The organism is Microbacterium sp. LRZ72, from assembly GCF_033792225.1.
GTDB lineage: Bacteria > Actinomycetota > Actinomycetes > Actinomycetales > Microbacteriaceae > Microbacterium.
This window is the reverse complement of record NZ_JANGEX010000013.1, coordinates 22,590-40,456: the sequence shown is the minus strand read 5'-3', so window position 1 is coordinate 40,456 and position 17,867 is coordinate 22,590. Positions and strand designations below refer to the sequence as shown.

The following is a 17,867-nucleotide window of genomic DNA, read 5'->3' as shown; positions in this document are numbered from 1 at the left end:
CCACCACTATGAAGAAATCCGCACGCACCCTCGCCGCCATCGGCCTCGCCACGACGCTCACCCTGACGACCGCCGCGTGCACCGCTGCATCCGAGAGTGAGACTTCGCTCGATCTCATCCCGCACGTCCACGACGTCGCTTTCGACCCGGACGGGGCGCTGCTGGTCGGCGCACACACGGGGGCCTATCGCGTTGACCTCACCACCGACGAGGTGTCCCTCGTCGGAGAGACCAGCTTTGATGCGATGGGCCTCACTGTCCAGGCCGACACCATCCTCGCCTCCGGGCACCCCGCCCCCGACAACCAGGACGACACGTTCACCGCACCGAACATCGGCCTGGTCCGGCATACCGAGACGGGCTGGGAACAAGTGTCCCTCGCGGGGGTCACCGACTTTCACCTGCTCGCCGCCACACCCGCAGCCCCCGACTTCCTCCTCGGGCTGCCATCGGACCGGGCGGTCCTGGCGGCAAGCCGCGATGCCGGACAGACGTGGACTGACATTGGCCCGCTGACTGCACGGGACATCAGCATCGACACGATGAAGGCCGACGTCGTCACCGCGACAACACCGGATGGTCTGATGGTCAGCCGCGACGCCGGCGGCACCTTCACCGTCGTCGCCAGCGCCCCCGCACTCCTCGTTATCACCGCCGACCCGACGGTGGAGGAGGGCATCATCGGGGTCGATGCGGACGGCACGATTTGGACTGGAAGCACGAAGGAAGGGGCCGTCTGGAACACCGCAGGTCGCGCCACTGGCGTCGCCTCGGCGATCGCGGCCAGCTTCGACGGAGCTGTCGCCATCGCTGACGAAGGCGGAGTCCGCGTTACCACCGACGACGGGAACACCTGGCGCACTGTCATCAGGACGAACTCATCATCATGAGACGCCCGTCCTTACCACGAAGCCCTGGGTCTGAAGAGACCGGCGCACGATCACGCTGCGATGGCCAGTCCCGCGTATGTGCGAGGGGGCCTATGTGGTTAGTCAAGCGAAGTGTCCTAGAGCAGCGATCCGAGGTCGGAGCCGAGCGAGGGGTAGGTGGCGGTGGCGGATTTGAGTTGCTGGGTGGTGAGGCCCAGCTTGATGGCGAGTCCGAAGGTGTTGATGAGTTCGGAGTAGTCCAGGCCGAGGAGATGTGCGCCGAGGATCCGGTCGGAGGCGGCGTCGATGATGATCTTCGCGGCCGCGGTGGTTTCGGCGACTCGATAGGTGGAGTACCAGTGGCTGGTGTCGGTGAATCGGACCGCAATGTCTTGCCCGGCTTCGACCGCTTCGTGCTCGAGGAGTCCGACACGGTTCAATTCGGGGATGGTGAACACAGTGGTGGGCACGCCGGTGTAGTCGGGAGCGGTAGTGGTGCCTCTGATCATGTTGGATGCGGCTACTTTGCCTTCGAACACGGCGACGGGGGTGAGAGGGCGGCCAGGCGTGCCTGCGGCGTCGCCGGCGGCATACACGCCCGGGTTGGTCGTGCTCTGTAGGTGGGCGGCGACCGTGACACCGCGGACGCCGCTGGCGACGCCGGCGGCATCCGGATGCAGGCTGGCGAGGTTGGGGACCCTGCCGGCGCCGTGGACGACGAGGCCTGTGTCGATGCTGCCCGCGCTGCCGGTGGTGTCGATGCCGACCCTGTGGCCGGCCGGCGTGGCTTCGACTCCGGTGATGGTCGTGTTGCGAAGGACACGGATGCCGGCCTGCTCGGTTCGGCTGATGAGCAACTCGACAAGGTCGGGATCGAACTCGCGCAGCGGGCGCGGTCCGCGGTCGATGATCACGCAGTCTGCGCCCGCACGGGTGGCGATGTGGGCGAATTCGAACGAGATGAAGCCGCCGCCGATGAACACGATCCTTTGCGGTAGCTGATCGAGATCGAGGAACCCGGTGCTGTCGATGAGATTCCCGGCACCGGGGAAGTCCAGGGGACGCGGGGTCGCACCGGAGGCGATGAGGAACCTGTCCGATCGATGGGCGGTGCCGTCGATGGTGAGCTCGTTGGTTCCGGTGAACGCGGCGTGCCCGTGGAAGGTGGTGACGCCATTGCCGGTGAGTTCGTTCTCCATCCGCTTCGGGACACGATCCGTGAAGCTGCGTTTCCGCTCCATCAGCGCTGGCCAATCCAGGGCCATCCCGTTCTGGTCGATACCGGTGCCGCTCATCAGTTGAGCTGCGTCGATGACCTCTGCGCCGCGGCGCAGGATCTTTTTCGGATCGCAGCCGCGCAGCGCGCATGTTCCGCCGTAGGGGAGTTCGTCGACGATCCCGACCCGCCATCCCTGCGCGGCGCACTTGTTGGCCGCGGAGATTCCCGCCATGCCCGCGCCGATCACGACCAGGTCGAACGTGTCGCTCATTCCACAGCTGCTTCGGCGTGGGCGATCGCGTCGCGCAACTGTTCCAGCGTCGGGGATCCGGCAAGACCGTTCGGGGTCAGGTAGACCCGGCAGGACAAGCCCGGCGGCGCATCTGGTGCCGCGAACAATGCAGCCCCCGCGAGGAGAAGCGTGGGGGAGCCACGAAAGTCCAGCGCTTCCGCTTCCGCCTGCGTGGCTACGCGCTGACGTTTCACCGTGAGCTCAGAACGCTCCGCCGCGATCATTGCCACGCGTTCCGCGGCGGTCTCCCAGTTCGGACACCCGTCGAAGTACTGCACCGTGATCTCCATGCACCGACCATAAACGTTGTAGTCAGATGCAAGGTCAAGTGGTGTGATGGAGACATGCGCATCGGAAACCTCGCCGAAATGTCCGGCGTCAGCAGACAGACCATCCGGTTTTACGAACGCGAAGGTCTGCTGCCGGCCCCCCACCGAGAGAGCAACGGATACCGGTCGTACGAAGACCGTACGGTCGCACGAATCGGGTTCATCCGTGCCGCGCAGGCCGCCGGCCTGAAGCTGACCGATATCGCAGGAGTTCTCGAGCTGCGAGAGGCTGGACAAGCTCCCTGCTCACATGTGGAATTCCTGCTGGCCGAGAAACTCTCCGAGGTCCGTGCGCGGCAGGAAGAGCTTGCCCGACTCGAAGCGGAACTTGTCAGCATGATTGCGGCAAGCCGGATGCTTGACCCGGCGGAATGCTCCGCAGGCAGCGTCTGCAACTTGATCCCGCAGTAACTGCCTGCGCCATGCGACGCTCTCCGCCTTGAGGCCATCGACCTGGCGCCGCCTCAGCTGGCGTCTTCCCGGAGAGAGCAGCCATACAGGTCGCAAAGGATGCTCGCCGGTAGCATCTGGCTTGTGCAGAAGGCCGATACCGGCCCGAAGCCAGCGGTCGCACCAGGGTGCTCATGCTACGGCCGAAGCTATCAGCGTTCGAACTTCACGCACTGGGGGACTCGGGGGCCTTCATCTGTCGGCGCTGCGGTCTATACGTCGCGAGAATTACGACCAGGTCGACGTGTTCGTCGGCCTCGACGTCGGCAAAGGCGAGCACCACCCGGTCGCTCTCGACCGGGCCGGGAAGAAGCTATACGACCGGGCGCTCCCGAAGGACGAGCGCAAGCTCCGCGCGGTGCTCATAGACCTCCAGAAGAACGGCGCTGTTGATCTGGGTGACCACAGCTCCTCCGCTCGCTCGGGCTGGCAGCTGCGACGATGCGTCTCGGCATCCACGTTGCGAACGACCTCGAGAGTGCTCGGGCCTGACCCCTATCAGCGATCACCCACCGCTTACCAGGCTCGGTCACAACGCCCCCCGGATCATGCGTACGACAGGGGGGACCAATCGTGCCGAGCCCGGCAGGCTGCCACCGCCCGGCATGCTCACCAAGCGGCTACGAAGAAGGTAACGGGGGTGCTGACCTTACGCCCGGTGCGACCATGACCCGACCGTCGAGACTGCGGCCACTACCATAACCCCGTAGAGGTATCAATGCGCTTCCCGTGCCGGTAGTCGCTTCACTAGCTTCTTCACTTGAACTCGCCCCGTTCACACCGGATCTGGGGCGCGAACCCGCGAGTCGAGGAGACGACGGTGATGACCGCTCACACGGAAATCAAAGAGAAAGACCGGAGCGACCGGCGGAAGATGTTCATTATGTACGCCCGGTTCGGGGCGATGCTGCTGACGGCGATGGTCGTCATGTACTGGGTGATGTTCGCCGGTTCGTGGGAATGGGGCCATATCCGCTTCAGCGAGAGCCGGGTGTTCATGGCTGTCACGATGGGCGGCACGATGGGTTTGGTGATGCTCGCGTGGATGCTGAACATGTACAAGAACACCAAAGCCAACATCGTCGTGATCGTGGTGAGTCTGCTGCTGATCGGCGGCGGGATCGCGCTGGATCGCAGCCAGATCATCGTCGATGACACCGGCTTCATGAACGGGATGATCCCGCACCACTCCCTCGCCATCACACGCTCGGAACGCGCTCAAATCGCTGACGTCCGGGTGTGCGAGCTCGCCGTTGAGATCAGCGAAGCCCAGCGGCGCGAGATCTTCGAGATGGAGTGGCTGGTCCAAGACATCGAGGAGAATGGCGTCGCCGCGACCGCCGCCGAAGCGGCAGAGCGACCCGTCCCCGAATACGACGTCAGCGCCGAGCGGCAATGCCCGACAGAGTAAACGCCCAACGAGCCACCTGGTGAAGTTGATCGGTCGCAACGGAATACTCCGCCACCCCTGCACCGTTGCACCGGGTAGTTGGTACCCCCTTGGGGTATAGGCGGAGGGAAGGAGAGAGTGATGGCGACAGAAGTTTTCCAGGTGGTGGGGATGTCGTGTGGGCATTGCGAGAGCTCGGTCCGCGAACAGGTCGCGCAGATGCCTGAGGTCGACGCGGTGGAGGTGAGCGCCACGACCGGTGCGCTCACCGTCTCCAGTTCTGCACCGCTGGACACTTCCGCGGTCGTTGCCGCTGTTGCTCGCGCCGGGTACCAGGCCGCACCGGCCTGATTCATCGCGCAGGTCGCCGCCAAATCGCACTACTTTCGGATCTCGGAGGATTCCATGACTGACTCGCACGTTCACCGGCACACCGAAGCGGACACCCAGGGCACTGCCCATTCCCTGGCGACTAGCCCCGACCAGGAGGGCAAAGCACACGAGCATGCACCTCAGGCCGGTGGCCACGCGGGCCACGCGGGCCACGAAGGTCATGGTGGTGGTGCCGGGCGCGGTGGTCATGCGGGGCATGGGGATCACGTCGGGCAGTTCCGCCGGCTGTTCTGGATCAACCTGCTGCTGGCGATCCCGGTGGTGGGGTTCTCGAGCATGTTCGCGATGCTCCTGGGCTACTCGTTGCCGGAGTTCCCTGGCGTGAATCTGATCGCCCCGGTAGTCGGGACGGTGATGTATTTCTGGGGTGGCTGGCCGTTCTTGACCGGCGCGATCAGGGAGCTGCGTTCCCGCACCCCGGGGATGATGCTGCTGATCGGTCTGGCGATAACGGTCGCGTTCGTCGCCTCCTGGGGGGCAAGTCTGGGCCTGCTGGATCATCAACTGGAGTTCTGGTGGGAGCTGGCGCTGCTGATCGTGATCATGCTCCTTGGGCACTGGGTGGAGATGCGCTCCCTCGCCCAGACCACGTCCGCGTTGGATTCCCTCGCCGCGCTGCTGCCCGATGAGGCCGAGCGGGTCGAGGGAGACCGGATTGTGAAGGTGGCGCCCGCCGACCTGAAGGTGGGGGATGTCGTTGTGGTCCGCCCCGGTGGCAGCGTTCCTGCCGACGGCAGAATCGTCGACGGACAAGCGGACATGGATGAGTCCATGGTCACGGGCGAATCCCGTCCCGTCGCCCGTGGAACCGGGGATTCTGTCACGGCGGGGACAGTGGCCACCGATTCCGGGCTGCGCGTGGAAGTCACCGCGACCGGCGATGACACCGCTCTCGCCGGGATTCAGAAGCTGGTCACCGAGGCGCAGAATTCCAGCTCGCGTGCGCAGCGAATCGCTGACCGGGCTGCGGGCTGGCTGTTCTGGTTCGCGCTCGGCGCGGCGGCCATCACCGCGATCGTCTGGACCCTGATCGGAAACCCCGACGCCGCCGTCATCCGCACCGTCACCGTTCTCGTGATCGCCTGCCCCCATGCGCTCGGTCTGGCGATCCCGCTTGTCGTGTCGATCTCGACCGAGCGTGCCGCGCGCGGTGGCGTGCTGATCAAGGACCGGTTGGCGTTGGAGAGCATGCGCACGATCGATGCGGTCTTGTTCGATAAGACCGGCACCCTTACCAAGGGCGAACCGACCGTCACCGATATCGCCCCCGCAGCTGGCCACGATGCCGACACTGTCCTCGTAGTTGCGGCAGCCGCCGAAGCGGATAGCGAGCACCCTCTCGCCCGAGCGATCGTCCGTGCCGCACAGGAGCGCAACCTCACGATGGCTGCAGCGAGCGGGTTTATGTCCTCGCCTGCCGTTGGTGTCACGGCGACCGTTGACGGCACCGAGGTCCGTGTCGGCGGTCCCCGCCTGCTCGAAGAGGTCGGTGCCGCTGAGGTGGACCCCGCAGAGGCATGGCGCGCCGAGGGGGCGATCATCCTCCATGTCGTCCAGGACGGCACGGTGATCGGGGGGCTCAAGCTCGCCGATGAGATCCGCCCCGAGTCCCGTGAAGCCGTCGGAGCGTTGCACAAGCTCGGTATCGAGGTCGTGATGATTACCGGTGACGCGGAAGCCGTCGCCAATGCCGTGGGCGAGGAACTGGGCATCGACCGTGTTTTCGCGGGCGTCCGCCCGGAGGACAAGTCCGCGAAGATCGCCGAGTTGCAGGCCGAGGGCAAGAAGGTCGCGATGATCGGCGATGGCGTCAACGACGCTCCCGCCCTCGCCCAAGCCGACGTCGGCATTGCGATCGGTGCGGGCACCGACGTCGCAATCGCCTCCGCCGGGGTGATTCTCGCCAGCTCTGACCCGCGGTCGGTGCTCTCTGTGATCGAATTGTCCCGGGCGAGCTATCGCAAGATGAAGCAGAACCTGTGGTGGGCCGCCGGCTACAACCTGATCTCCGTCCCCCTCGCCGCCGGCGTGCTCGCACCCATCGGATTCGTCCTCCCGATGTCAGTCGGTGCGATCCTGATGTCACTGTCCACGGTCGTCGTCGCCCTCAACGCCCAACTCCTGCGACGCCTGAACCTCACCCCTGAAACCAGCACCCGGATGATCCTGGACCGCTAGAACGGAACCCCTGATGACCGCCACTCCTGACGCGCCAGCCCACCACCACGGCTACATCACCGACAAGGACCGGTACCTCAGCCGACTCAAGCGCATCGAGGGACAAGCGCGCGGAATCTCGAAGATGGTCGATGAGGAGAAGTACTGCATCGACATCCTCACTCAGATCAGCGCGCTCACCAATGCCCTGCAAGCCGTCGCGATCGGTCTCCTCGACGATCACCTCAAGCACTGTGTCGTCGACGCCGCCCGCGCGGGAGGCGACGAAGCCGACTCGAAGATCAAGGAAGCCAGCGACGCCATCGCCCGCCTCGTCCGTTCCTGACTCAACCACTAACAACGGGACCAGTCTCGCGCACTTGCGATCCGTACCGTCGGGGGCCGGGTCTGAACGGGTATGAGGGCAACAACGTCGCTGCGGTGAACACGCGCTGGGTACTCGCCTCGGTAGAAGTCCTGTGGCAACGGTGTGGCAACGGATGAGCGAAATCGAAGACCAGATGGCTGATCTGAGAGACCTCATGACCTGATCGAAACCGCAAGAATCCGGGCTTCCTGAGCAAGCGCGACTTCCGGTTCGTGAGTTCAAATCCCACCGTCACCGCCACTTTCGAAGCCCCGCGAACCCCTGGAAACACTGGGATCGCGGGGCTTCTGTCATTCGCCAGAGGGGCCCTCTGCCCACATTTTGCCCACATTTGAATCGGAACGAGCCCGATCCAACCGGTCTGCAACGGCATCAAGATCGTCATCGAAGAGATCGCTGTACACGTCAAGCGTCATCGCGGCGCTCGCGTGACCGAGCATCCGCTGCACCGCTTTGACGTTGGCGCCGGCACTTACGGCAAGGGACGCGGCGGAGTGGCGAAGGTCGTGAGGTGTGACGCGGGGGAAGGTCGCATCGATCTTCTGAGCACGTCGAACCGCGCTGGCGAACCAGCCATCGTTCGAGTTGGGGAGTCGCACGGGGGCCTCCCCGGTGCCGAAGAGGTATGCGGTATCGGGCTTCCCTCGAGTGAGACGCTCGAGCTCGCTGTTGAGGAACGCGGGGATGGGCACCGATCGCGACTTGTGGGACTTCGGAGTGCCCACCACCACAGTCGTCCCGACCATGACTGCATTGTCGACCACAAGTACGCGCCGCCGAGCCAAGTCGCAGTTCCTCACCCGTAGCCCTGCAGCTTCGCCCCAACGAAGTCCCGTGTAAGCGAGGAAACGCACCATCGTCGATTCGCGAGCGACCTGCGCAAGCACCTCAACCTGCGGGTGGCTCAGATAGGCCTTCGGCTTGGTGCCCTTGCGCGGAAGCAAGACGCCTCGCGCCGGGTTAGCGCTGATGCGTCGATCGCGTACTGCAGCATCGAGGATCCCTGCAAGCACACCATGCGAGCGGAGGACGTTCGTAGCGCTCTGCGAGATCGCCATTTTCGACACCCATGCCTGGATATCAGAGTGGCGCAGGTCGCTGACCTGGCGACGTCCCCACCTCGGCTCGACGTGGATACGCCAAGCTGACTCGAGCGAGCGAAAAGTTGAGGGCTTCATCACCTGCTGTCTATCGCGGATCCACGCGCTTCCGAGCTCGGATACTCGCACTGTCGCAGCGGCGACGTCGATGAACTCGCCTTTCGCCTTTGATATCTCGACCGTCGACAGGAAGAGTTCGGCGTCGCGCTTCGTCTTGAATCCGCGTCGGTCGGTCTGTGTTCCATCCGGTCGACGGAACCTGACTCGATAGCGCTTGCCGCTTGCAGTCACGTAGCTGTTGACGCTACCCATCCGCCTGTCGGCCGGCGATGTAGCTCATGCCTTCGAGGCGTCCTGCGGCGCGGGCTTTGGAAATCCAATCCGCGGCGGTGCGGTAGGGCACATTGAGTTCGGCTTGGACGGCTTTGGTGGGGGGCTGGCCCGAGAGTGCGGCAGCGCTGTAGATCAGTTCGACAAGATCCATCCGCGCTTCTTTGTTAGCGCGTTGCCGTGCCTGTTCGGCCATCCATTCGGGGACGAGACGACCCTCTGCGGTTGTTAGCTCGCTGACCGTTGTGGGGTCGTTGCCGTCGTCGAGGGAGATCGCGATGCATGACGGTGTCGCTGCCTGCACGATCTCTTGCACGCGCACGCGGCGGAGCGCGGCCCCATTAATCTCGCCGCCGGGTTCGGCGATTACGACGTTGACGGACGTCACCCGGTAGCGGCCGAGCTCGCGGTCGTAGCGGGCTTGCACGGTTGAGTCGTACGGGACGTCGCCTTCTTCGATGGTCGCCCGGAAGGCGGGGACGATGCGTAACGCGGACCCGATCGCGAGTGTGGCGTCGCGCCACGTGACGGGGTCGCCTTCGAGTGTTCGCACGTCGACTATCACCTCCCTAGTTTGCCTCTCCGCGTCACGAATATGCATGTATAACCTTGACGCAGTCTGTCACATCTGATTCACTCACGTCAAACCTTGTCGGGTATACGCAAAGGAGTTGGATCATGGCAAACACGACGAACACGATGCGAACGGGACTGGCTCACACGTTCCTGAGCCCGGATGAAGTGGCCGCGATGCTGCCGGGGGTCACCAAGGGCAAGCTCGCGATGTGGAGGTACGAAGGCAAAGGCCCTCGCTATCGCAAGCTCGGCCGCACGATCGTGTATGCACTCGACGAACTTGAGGAGTGGATCGAGGCGTCGACCTGCGATCGCACGTCCGAGGCGGTGTGACCGTGACCTGGACGAAGGCAGGGGACGAGCATGAGCTTAAGCGCACGCAACTGGGCGTGGGAGACGGACAACCGCCCGAGAATCGCGACCGACCCGCCTGCTGGCTCGGAGGATGTGCCGTGGTTGCCGCTGACCCCTGCCGAGAAGCTGGTGCTGTTGTGCCTGGCGGAATTGGAGAGCGCGGCCGAGGGGTACGCCTACCCGTCGTATGCGAGGATCGCACGTCGCACCTGTTTGAACGTACGCACCGTACAGCGGGTAGTGAAGGTGCTCGGCGAGTCGGGGCTGGTCCACGTCGCACGGGATCGTCGACACCTGTGGAAGCTCGGCGCGGAGATTCGCTACCCCTGGCTCGAAGACGGTCGCTCGATGGGGATGGCAGAACATACGGCGATCCGCCGGGACTACCTGCCCGAGGAATATCGCCGCGACAGCGCGCTCCACAACGTGGTCGCAACCGTCCACGTTGAGGCGGACACCGACCACGCAGGCGGAAGCTTGGCGGAGACCCGATGGCTCCACGAGATTGCCGCACAGCACGCCATGCCCGACGCCGTCGTCGCCCACGCCTGGGTCGACACCGACGATGCGGACGAACAGCTGAGCGCCCAATCCGCCTTCCCGCTCGTTCGAGGAATCCGCTCGAAACCCGTCACCAGCTCGGCACCGGGCGAGGTCCTGTCCGACCGACGGCGAACCCTGCACGATGACCGGTGGCTGGACGGGCTGGGACTGTTGACGAAGCACGGCCTGACGTATGACTTGCGTGTCCCCTGGTGGCATCTGCGGGAAGCCGTCGAGATCCCTCGTCGACACCCGACGCTGCCGATCGCGCTCGAGCACGCGGGATGCCCGTGGGATCGCGACCCTCACTCACTGCGGCAGTGGCGGCACGGTCTGGAGGCTCTCGCCGAGCACCCGTCTGTGCACTGCAAGATCTCGTTCCTGCTCCGACCCGGCCACCCCTGGCTCGCTGAGGACAACCTTTCGTTGATCGCCGACGTGATCTCGATCTTTGGGTACGAGCGGTGCATGTTCGCGTCCAACTACCCCGTTGACGGGCTCCGCGCCAGTTGGGATCGCTTGTTTCTGACCTACAAGCACTCCATCCGGGATCGACCGGAGCCCGAGCGGCGTGCACTCCTCGGGGGAAACGCGGCGCGGTTCTACAGGATCGAACGGGGGTATCCCGATGAGCGATGAACAGCCCGAAAGCCTCGGGGCCGTCCGCTATGCCGTCGAGGACCGGGTGGCCACGATAACCATCGACCGCCCGTGGGCGCACAACGCCATGACGGAGGTCATGTACGCAGAATTGGTCGAAGCGTGCGAGCGGGCAGAAGCCGACGAGAATGTCCGAGTAGCAGTCCTTCGCGGAGCCGGTGGACGCGCGTTCGCGTCAGGAAGCGACATACGCCAGTTCCTGGACTTCGACTCTGCGGGTCAGGATGGGCTGGAGTATGAGAGACGTATCGCCTCGTACTTCGCTCACGTCGAGACGCTGCGCGTGCCAACCATCGCGGTCGTGGAGGGGTATGCGGTCGGCGGCGGGCTCGGCCTCGCGATGGCATGTGATCTTCGAGTCTGCACGCCGCGTGCCAAGTTTGGGCTGCCGATTGCGCGCACGCTCGGCAACGCAGTGTCGATGGCCGCGTATGCGCGTCTTGCCGAGCTGATCGGTGTCGCCCACGCCCTCGAACTGATCTATCTTGCCGAATTGATCGGCGCCGAAGAGGCCGCCCGCGTCGGTTTGGTCACGCGCGTCGTCGAAGAAGAGCAGCTGAGGTCGACGCTCGCAGAGATGACCGCGACGATAGCGGCTCACGCGCCGATCACTCTCGAGGTCACCAAGACCGCGTATCGAAGACTTCGCGAGCATGAGATGCCGAACGACGAAGATCTGCTTCGGCGGGCCTACGGAAGTGCCGACTTTCATGAAGGAGTGCAGTCTTTTCTCGAGAAGCGGCCGGCCCGGTGGCAGAGGAGATGAAGATCACCGGCGTCCTGCTGTGCGGGACAGGTTCGCGCGGATGGAAATTCCCATCACTTACTGTGACCGAGGCCGTTGCTGGACGGCGGCCGCGCACCAGGAGCTGATTTCCCTGCCTGCGGCCACACGGACGTGGGTCACTGAAGTAGTACAGAAGGGTCAAAGATGATCACCAAACCTCAACGACGTCGGGTTCTCACGGGCGCCGCCGTTCTCACCATCGGCCTCACCCTCATGGGCTGCAGTTCCGGCGGAGGCGCAGCCCCCTCCGCCGACTCGGGCGACCCCGAGCTGGACGCGCTGATCGTCGCGGCGCAAGAGGAAGGAACGGTCTCGTTCTACACGACCGCTGACGCGACGATCGCCGAAGCTGCGGCGGAGGCGTTCAGCGAGAAGTATGGAGTCGAGGCGACCTATACGCGGCTTGCCCAGGACGAACTCGTGCAGCGGTTCCAATCCGAATTGGACGCCGACGCCGTCGTGGCAGATGTCGTCCTGCCGTTCAACGACACCTGGTTTTATGACCAGCTCGACGTCGGAGCGTTTACGCCCCTGAGCGATGAGGAAATCCCCGGCTACCCGGAAGGCATCGTTGAGAATGCCGTCTTCGAGGGTTCAGCAGCATTTTCCACATCGCTTTTCGGATTCGAGTACAACACCGACGAGCTGTCGGAGGGCGAGGCGCCAACGACGTGGGAGGTGCTGCTCGAGCCGGAATTCGAGGGCAAGATCCTGGCAGCGGAGCCCGTTTCCTCGATCTGGCGTCAGTGGTTCTACCTCGTGAGCGAAGAATACGGCATCGAATACCTGGAGAAGCTCAAAGGTCAGATCGGTCGTTGGTACGCGAGTGTCGTGCCCGCGACGGAGGCGCTGGCGGCCGGTGAGGGGTCCGTCGTTATCCCGGGCGTTCCGACTTTGGTCCTCAACAGCGCTGCCCAGGGGGCGCCGCTCGCCTACATCACCCCCGATGACGTTCCGTACGGATCGGACCAGGTGGTTGCTCTCACCACGAAGGCGCCCCACCCGAACGCAGCGCGGCTCTTTGCCCACTTCCTCTACTCCGAGGAGGGGCAGGCGGCGTACAACTCGGTAGAAGGCGTTATCAGCCCCGCTGATGCTCCGGACAACTCCGTACGCGGCAACCCGGACCTCGCGGCCAAGGCGGAAGCTGCCTATCCCGAGATCCGCGACGCTCTCGGACTCTGACCGGAATGCGGGGGAGGGAAGATCCTCCCCCGCATTCCTCCACACGAAAGGGTCATCGTGACCTCAACATTGCGCGAAGTCGAGCCTGACCCGACAGTCGTCTCGCCGAACAGTGCTGTCCGGCGTCGCATCTTCACGCCTTTCGGAGGCATTAGCGGCGTCGTTGTGCTGGCGATGGCTTTCATCACATTGGGCCCTCTGATAGCAGTCGCGTGGCGGGCACTGGCGGGTGGCGGTGACGAGGGAAACATCGTTACTGACGTGACCTCTATCCAGGAACTGCCGCAGGTCCTCCTCAATACGCTCGTGCTCGTGATCGCCGCTGGCGCGGCTTCCCTTCTCATAGGCGGCGCGCTCGCCTGGTTGTCGGTGCGCACGGATGCGGGGATGGGCCTGTTTTCTGATGCCATGCCTATGGTGCCCTATCTCCTCCCGCCCATCGCGGGTGCGGTCGCGTGGACGATGCTGCTGTCACCCGGCGCGGGATTCATCAACGCCTGGTTGCGGGACTTTGTCGGCATCTTCGGTGTCGAGATGAGCGACGGACCTTTCAATATCTACTCCTGGTTCGGCCTCATCCTGGTGATGACGATCTACCAGGTGCCCTATGCGTTCCTGCTGATCAGCGCAGGGCTGCGCAATATGGACAGCACTCTCGAAGAGCAGTCACGAGTGTCGGGCGTCGGCCTGGGCGGCACATTCTTTCGTGTCACACTTCCGGCGCTCACGCCCAGCATCGCGGGAGCCGCCCTCCTCGTGACTTGGTCGGGTCTTGCCCTTTACTCTGTTCCCGCGGTTATCGGCACCGGCGCCAATATCAAGGTGCTCACGGTGCTGATCGTTGAGCAGCTCACGACGTACACGCCGAGCCGCACGGGCGCCGCCGTCGGCCTCAGCCTCATCATGGTTGCCTTGATCGGCGTGGTGTGGTTCATCCAGAGTGTGGCGCTGCGACGTGGCCGGTTTGCTTCGATCAGCGGCAAGGCGCGTGCAGCGACCCCGCTTAGATTGGGGCGATGGCGCGGGGTCGCCCGAGTCTGCATGATTGGCTACGCCGTCGTTACGACCGGACTGCCCGTTCTGGCATTAGTCCTTGTTACGCTCAACGGCTACTGGACGCCGAACCTGAAGTGGGCGGACTTCAGTCTCGATCCATTCTTCGACACGGTGCTCGGTTCGTCTCGCGCGGCCGAATCTCTTCAGAACAGCCTTGGCCTGGGACTCGTAGGCGCGACGATCGGCATCACCGCGGCGGCGGTAATCGCCTTGTTCGTCGCTCGTCTTCCCGTACGGCTCGGGCGGGTCATCGATGGAGCGCTGAAGCTCCCTCCGACGATGTCCCACATCGTGCTCGCGGTCGGCTTCGTGCTGTTGTTCGCCGGGCCACCGTTCCGCCTCAGCGGTACGGTTGTCATCCTGCTGCTGGCCTACATTGCCCTGTATTTCCCGCAGGGTTCGGTTGCCGCCGACGGCGCGGTTGTCCAGATCGGCAAGGATCTACCCGAGGCTTCCGCTGTGAGCGGGGCTAGTGAAAGCACCACCTTCCGCAAGATCTACCTTCCGCTGATGCTTCCGGGACTCATCGCAGGGTGGACCCTGCTGTTCGTGCGAATCGTGGGAGATCTGACGGCTTCCGCGATCTTGGCGGGCCCGGGCAATCCGGTGGTTGGTCGCCAGATTCTGGAGATCTATCAGAACGGTTCGTTCGCGCAACTTGCCGCCCTGGCAACCGCTCTAACGATCGTCACCACGGTCCTCGTGATCATCGCCATGCTGGTTCAGAAGCGCACCAGCCGGTGGTCATCCTCGACGTCGACCGTCATCACCACAACGAATTAGGGGCTCTCCATGAATGATGCACTCACACTGGCCGCAGACCCGGCGATCGACAGCACCTCGCCCCGTCCCGTCGCCCGAATGGCGAATCTGAAGAAGCACTTCAGACGGGCCGACGGCGGAATCACGAAGGCGCTCGACGGTGTCACCGTCGACGTTCAGCCGGGCGAATTTCTGATCCTGCTGGGACCCAGCGGGTGCGGTAAGACCACCATGCTTCGCAGTCTCGCGGGACTCGAGCAACCCGACTCGGGGCGCATTCAGATTCACGGCAAAGATGTATACGACTCATCCAAAGGCTTGAATCGCGCTCCCGAGCAACGGGCACTGTCGATGATCTTCCAGTCGTACGCGCTCTGGCCGCACCTGACCGTCGCCGACAACATTGCATACCCTCTGCGATACGGCTCGAAGCCGCGCCCTAGCAAGACGGAGATCAGCGCGAAAGTCGATCGGATTCTGAAACTGACCGACATCGGCCACCTCGCCAAGCAGTATCCGGGACAGATCAGCGGCGGGCAGCAGCAGCGCGTGGCGCTCGCGCGGGCACTCGTGCGCGAAAGCGACCTTGTGCTCTTCGACGAGCCACTGTCCAACGTCGATGCCAAGGTTCGGGAACAGCTGCGGCTGGAGCTGTTGTCCATGCAAACGCGCCTGGGATTCAGTGCCGTCTACGTGACCCACGATCAAGGCGAGGCGATGGGGCTCGGCGATCGCATCGCGGTGCTTCGCGAGGGACGCATCGAGCAGCTGGCAAGTCCGCAGGAGGTCTACCGCAACCCGGCATCGCGCTATGTGGCGCACTTCGTCGGAACCTCGGACGAACTCGAGGGCAAGGTGGCAACGGTTCACGGTGACGGAACGACGTCGATCAGCACACCCCTGGGAACGGTGATCGCCCGCGCGACGAGTTGGACGCCTGTCGTCGGTGATGAGGTGGTGGTGCTGTGGCGGCCGGAGCAGCTGAGGTTGAGCACGGATCCAGCAAGCGGCGCCAATACGTGGGATGCCACGATCGAGACGACGCTCTTTCTCGGATCGCACGTCGACTACGTCCTCGACGTGGCTGGGCACAAGCTGCGTGCCAGAGACAGCGGACGCTTGCTCTCGCGTGGCGAGACGGTGACGGTGACCCTCGACAGGGGTGGCGCGCACATCTTCCCGGCGGACCAGCCCAAGTCGTGATTTGCGCCGGTTCGAGTGATCGGATTCAATGCTTGCGGGCGCTGTCTCCGGTCACTCGGGCGAGCCATCGTCGCGCGAACACGAATGACCGGATACGAACGACCCACACCAGCGTGGGGTCGGCCGCGTGCCGGTCAGCGCAGGTCGAGCACGACCTTCCCGCGCACGTGCCCCGTCAAGAGGTGGTCGTAGGCCTCCCGAACCCTCTCCAGCGGAAGAACACTGTCGACTGGCAGCACGACGCGGCCTGACGCGAGCAGATCAGCGACTTCCGCGAGTGCGTGAGCAGGGGCGTCTGCGCCGCCGGCCCTGGAAGTCCCGTAGTCGCTCGCAGCCGCGTAGTCGGCTATGGAGTTGATTCGCGACGGTGGGGCACCCAGCGCCAGAGCGGCATCTACTGTCGCGCGTCCCGAATTGTCCAGCGCGGCGGTGATTCCCTGCGGCGCGAGGTCGCGGACGCGTGCGACGAGATCTCCGTGATAGTCGACGGGTTCGATGTCGAGGCTGCGAAGAAAGGCATGGTTGGCACGACTGGCCGTTCCGATGACGCGCGCCCCCGTTCGCCGCGCGAGCTGGGCCGCGAGTACTCCGACTCCGCCCGCCGCCGCGCTGACCAGCACCGTGTCCGCGGGGGTCGGGCGGACACGGTGCACGCTTGCCCACGCTGTTCTTCCTGCGATGCTCAGGGCTCCCGCCACCCTGACGTCGAGATCGGCCGGGCACCGGACGATATCGCCGGGTTCGACGAGGATCTCGTCGGCTTGGGCTGCGAACTGTCGAGCGCCAAACACCACCTCGCCGACGCTGAATTCCTCGACGTCGGCCCCCACCTCGTCCACATACCCGGCGAAATCGATGCCGTTGCCCGATGGGAACTCGATGGCGTAGGGGCGAGCCGTCGGCGCATTCATGAAGACCTTCGCGTCCACCGGATTCAACCCGGCGAACTGGACCCGGATGCGCAGCTGGTTGGGACGCGCATGGGGTTCAGGGACGGAGCCGAGGTGCAGCACTTCCGGTCCGCCGAAGCGATCGAACTGCACCCGGCGCATCGTCGAGCTCATCTCACGGGATTGCGGAGGACGCCGATACCCTCGACCTCGACGCTCACCTGATCGCTCGCCGACAACGGACCGACGCCGGCGGGTGTGCCCGTGAGTACGACGTCTCCTGGGAGGAGCGTGAACGCGCTCGAGACGAACTCGATGATCGAGGGAATCTTGTTGAGCAACGCCGACGTCGGAGAACTCTGGCGAAGCTCGCCATTGACACGGGTTTCGATGCGGCTGTGCTCAGGGTCGAACTCGGTTTCGATGACCGGCCCGATCGGGCAGAAAGTGTCGTAACTCTTTCCCCGCGTCCACTGCACGTCAGCGATCTGGATGTCCCGCGCGGTCACATCGTTCGCGACGGTATAGCCGAAGATGTAGTCCGCCGCCTTCGCGGCCGGGACGTCTTTTGCTCGACGCCCGATGACGACTGCTATCTCACCTTCGAAGTCGACACGTTCGCTGATCGCGGGTCGAATGATCGCTTCACCGGGACCGATGAGGCAGGTGGTCGGCTTGAGGAAGATCTGCATGTCGGGCGGGACCTCCGTGGCCATTTCGCGAACGTGGTCGGCATAATTCTTGCCGATCGCAGCGATCTTCGTCGTTCCGGTCAGGGGGAGCAGCAGGTCCGACTCGTCGTACGGCACGCTCCCGCCCGCTCGAGACCAGTCGCCGTGCAGGGGGTCACCGCTCAAGATTTCGAGTCGGTCCGCCTCGACGATTGCCCAGCGCGGTCCGTCTTCAGTCTTGGTGCGAACGAATTTCATCGGTT

The 17,867-nt window shown here is 64.3% G+C and carries 18 protein-coding genes and 1 pseudogene; 13 read left to right on the top strand and 6 right to left on the bottom strand.

Annotation, left to right across the window (positions count from 1 at the left end; translation table 11 throughout):
* The first annotated feature begins 8 nt into the window (after positions 1–8).
* The gene (locus M4I32_RS12265) at positions 9–890 is read left to right on the top strand and encodes a hypothetical protein (RefSeq protein WP_319034762.1); all 882 of its coding nucleotides are present in this window, start codon (positions 9–11) and stop codon (positions 888–890) included.
* A 116-nt stretch (positions 891–1,006) separates the two neighbouring features.
* On the opposite strand, the gene M4I32_RS12260 is transcribed toward M4I32_RS12265, so the two are convergent.
* Both M4I32_RS12260 and M4I32_RS12255 read right to left on the bottom strand, forming a co-directional pair.
* Entirely contained in the window at positions 1,007–2,335 is a 1,329-nt protein-coding gene (locus tag M4I32_RS12260; RefSeq protein ID WP_319034761.1) for an NAD(P)/FAD-dependent oxidoreductase, read from the bottom strand.
* Between the two features lie 20 nt (positions 2,336–2,355).
* Positions 2,356–2,670 (bottom strand): thioredoxin family protein, encoded by a 315-nt coding sequence (locus tag M4I32_RS12255; protein WP_319034760.1) that lies wholly within the window; start codon positions 2,668–2,670, stop codon positions 2,356–2,358.
* A 54-nt stretch (positions 2,671–2,724) separates the two neighbouring features.
* On the opposite strand from M4I32_RS12255, the gene M4I32_RS12250 reads away from it, so the two are divergent.
* The 6 genes and pseudogenes from M4I32_RS12250 (at position 2,725) to M4I32_RS12225 (ending at position 7,445) form a co-directional block, all read left to right on the top strand.
* Positions 2,725–3,120 carry a heavy metal-responsive transcriptional regulator gene (locus tag M4I32_RS12250; protein ID WP_319034759.1) on the top strand — a complete coding sequence of 132 codons (396 nt, stop codon included), beginning with the start codon at positions 2,725–2,727 and terminating at the stop codon, positions 3,118–3,120.
* 253 nt (positions 3,121–3,373) lie between these two features.
* Positions 3,374–3,544, top strand: a pseudogene (locus tag M4I32_RS12245) (IS110 family transposase); the annotation flags it as partial.
* 438 nt (positions 3,545–3,982) lie between these two features.
* Positions 3,983–4,570 (top strand): DUF305 domain-containing protein, encoded by a 588-nt coding sequence (locus M4I32_RS12240; RefSeq protein WP_319034758.1) that lies wholly within the window; start codon positions 3,983–3,985, stop codon positions 4,568–4,570.
* Between the two features lie 120 nt (positions 4,571–4,690).
* Positions 4,691–4,900: a heavy-metal-associated domain-containing protein gene (locus tag M4I32_RS12235; protein ID WP_319034757.1), complete on the top strand. Its 210-nt coding sequence runs from the start codon at positions 4,691–4,693 to the stop codon at positions 4,898–4,900.
* A gap of 54 nt (positions 4,901–4,954) precedes the next feature.
* Positions 4,955–7,120 carry a heavy metal translocating P-type ATPase gene (locus tag M4I32_RS12230; protein WP_319034756.1) on the top strand — a complete coding sequence of 722 codons (2,166 nt, stop codon included), beginning with the start codon at positions 4,955–4,957 and terminating at the stop codon, positions 7,118–7,120.
* A gap of 13 nt (positions 7,121–7,133) precedes the next feature.
* Positions 7,134–7,445: a metal-sensitive transcriptional regulator gene (locus M4I32_RS12225; protein ID WP_319034755.1), complete on the top strand. Its 312-nt coding sequence runs from the start codon at positions 7,134–7,136 to the stop codon at positions 7,443–7,445.
* 332 nt (positions 7,446–7,777) lie between these two features.
* Here M4I32_RS12225 and M4I32_RS12220 read toward each other — a convergent pair whose 3' ends face one another.
* Both M4I32_RS12220 and M4I32_RS12215 read right to left on the bottom strand, forming a co-directional pair.
* Complete coding sequence (locus M4I32_RS12220) at positions 7,778–8,878, bottom strand: tyrosine-type recombinase/integrase (RefSeq protein WP_319034754.1); 1,101 nt, start codon at positions 8,876–8,878, stop codon at positions 7,778–7,780.
* Positions 8,879–8,891: 13 nt separating this feature from the next.
* Positions 8,892–9,482, bottom strand: a complete 591-nt coding sequence (locus M4I32_RS12215) for a hypothetical protein (protein ID WP_319034753.1) — start codon at positions 9,480–9,482, stop codon at positions 8,892–8,894.
* Between the two features lie 113 nt (positions 9,483–9,595).
* On the opposite strand from M4I32_RS12215, the gene M4I32_RS12210 reads away from it, so the two are divergent.
* From M4I32_RS12210 to M4I32_RS12185, 6 genes are all read left to right on the top strand, one after another.
* Positions 9,596–9,826, top strand: a complete 231-nt coding sequence (locus tag M4I32_RS12210; RefSeq protein ID WP_232711389.1) for a helix-turn-helix transcriptional regulator — start codon at positions 9,596–9,598, stop codon at positions 9,824–9,826.
* 30 nt (positions 9,827–9,856) lie between these two features.
* A complete protein-coding gene (locus M4I32_RS12205; protein WP_319034752.1) occupies positions 9,857–11,029 on the top strand; it encodes an amidohydrolase family protein in 1,173 nt (390 codons plus the stop codon).
* Positions 11,019–11,816 (top strand): enoyl-CoA hydratase, encoded by a 798-nt coding sequence (locus M4I32_RS12200; protein WP_319034751.1) that lies wholly within the window; start codon positions 11,019–11,021, stop codon positions 11,814–11,816. The genes M4I32_RS12205 and M4I32_RS12200 overlap by 11 nt, the downstream gene beginning before the upstream one ends.
* A gap of 165 nt (positions 11,817–11,981) precedes the next feature.
* Positions 11,982–13,022, top strand: a complete 1,041-nt coding sequence (locus M4I32_RS12195; RefSeq protein ID WP_319034750.1) for an ABC transporter substrate-binding protein — start codon at positions 11,982–11,984, stop codon at positions 13,020–13,022.
* A 57-nt stretch (positions 13,023–13,079) separates the two neighbouring features.
* The gene (locus M4I32_RS12190) at positions 13,080–14,861 is read left to right on the top strand and encodes an iron ABC transporter permease (protein WP_319034749.1); all 1,782 of its coding nucleotides are present in this window, start codon (positions 13,080–13,082) and stop codon (positions 14,859–14,861) included.
* 78 nt (positions 14,862–14,939) lie between these two features.
* On the top strand, positions 14,940–16,043 hold the full coding sequence (locus M4I32_RS12185) for an ABC transporter ATP-binding protein (protein ID WP_319034748.1): 1,104 nt from the start codon (positions 14,940–14,942) through the stop codon (positions 16,041–16,043).
* A 134-nt stretch (positions 16,044–16,177) separates the two neighbouring features.
* On the opposite strand, the gene M4I32_RS12180 is transcribed toward M4I32_RS12185, so the two are convergent.
* Together M4I32_RS12180 and M4I32_RS12175 are read right to left on the bottom strand one after the other, a co-directional pair.
* Positions 16,178–17,095, bottom strand: a complete 918-nt coding sequence (locus M4I32_RS12180) for an NADP-dependent oxidoreductase (protein ID WP_413466825.1) — start codon at positions 17,093–17,095, stop codon at positions 16,178–16,180.
* An 8-nt stretch (positions 17,096–17,103) separates the two neighbouring features.
* On the bottom strand, positions 17,104–17,862 hold the full coding sequence (locus tag M4I32_RS12175) for a fumarylacetoacetate hydrolase family protein (protein ID WP_319034746.1): 759 nt from the start codon (positions 17,860–17,862) through the stop codon (positions 17,104–17,106).
* Between the last annotated feature and the right edge of the window lie 5 nt (positions 17,863–17,867).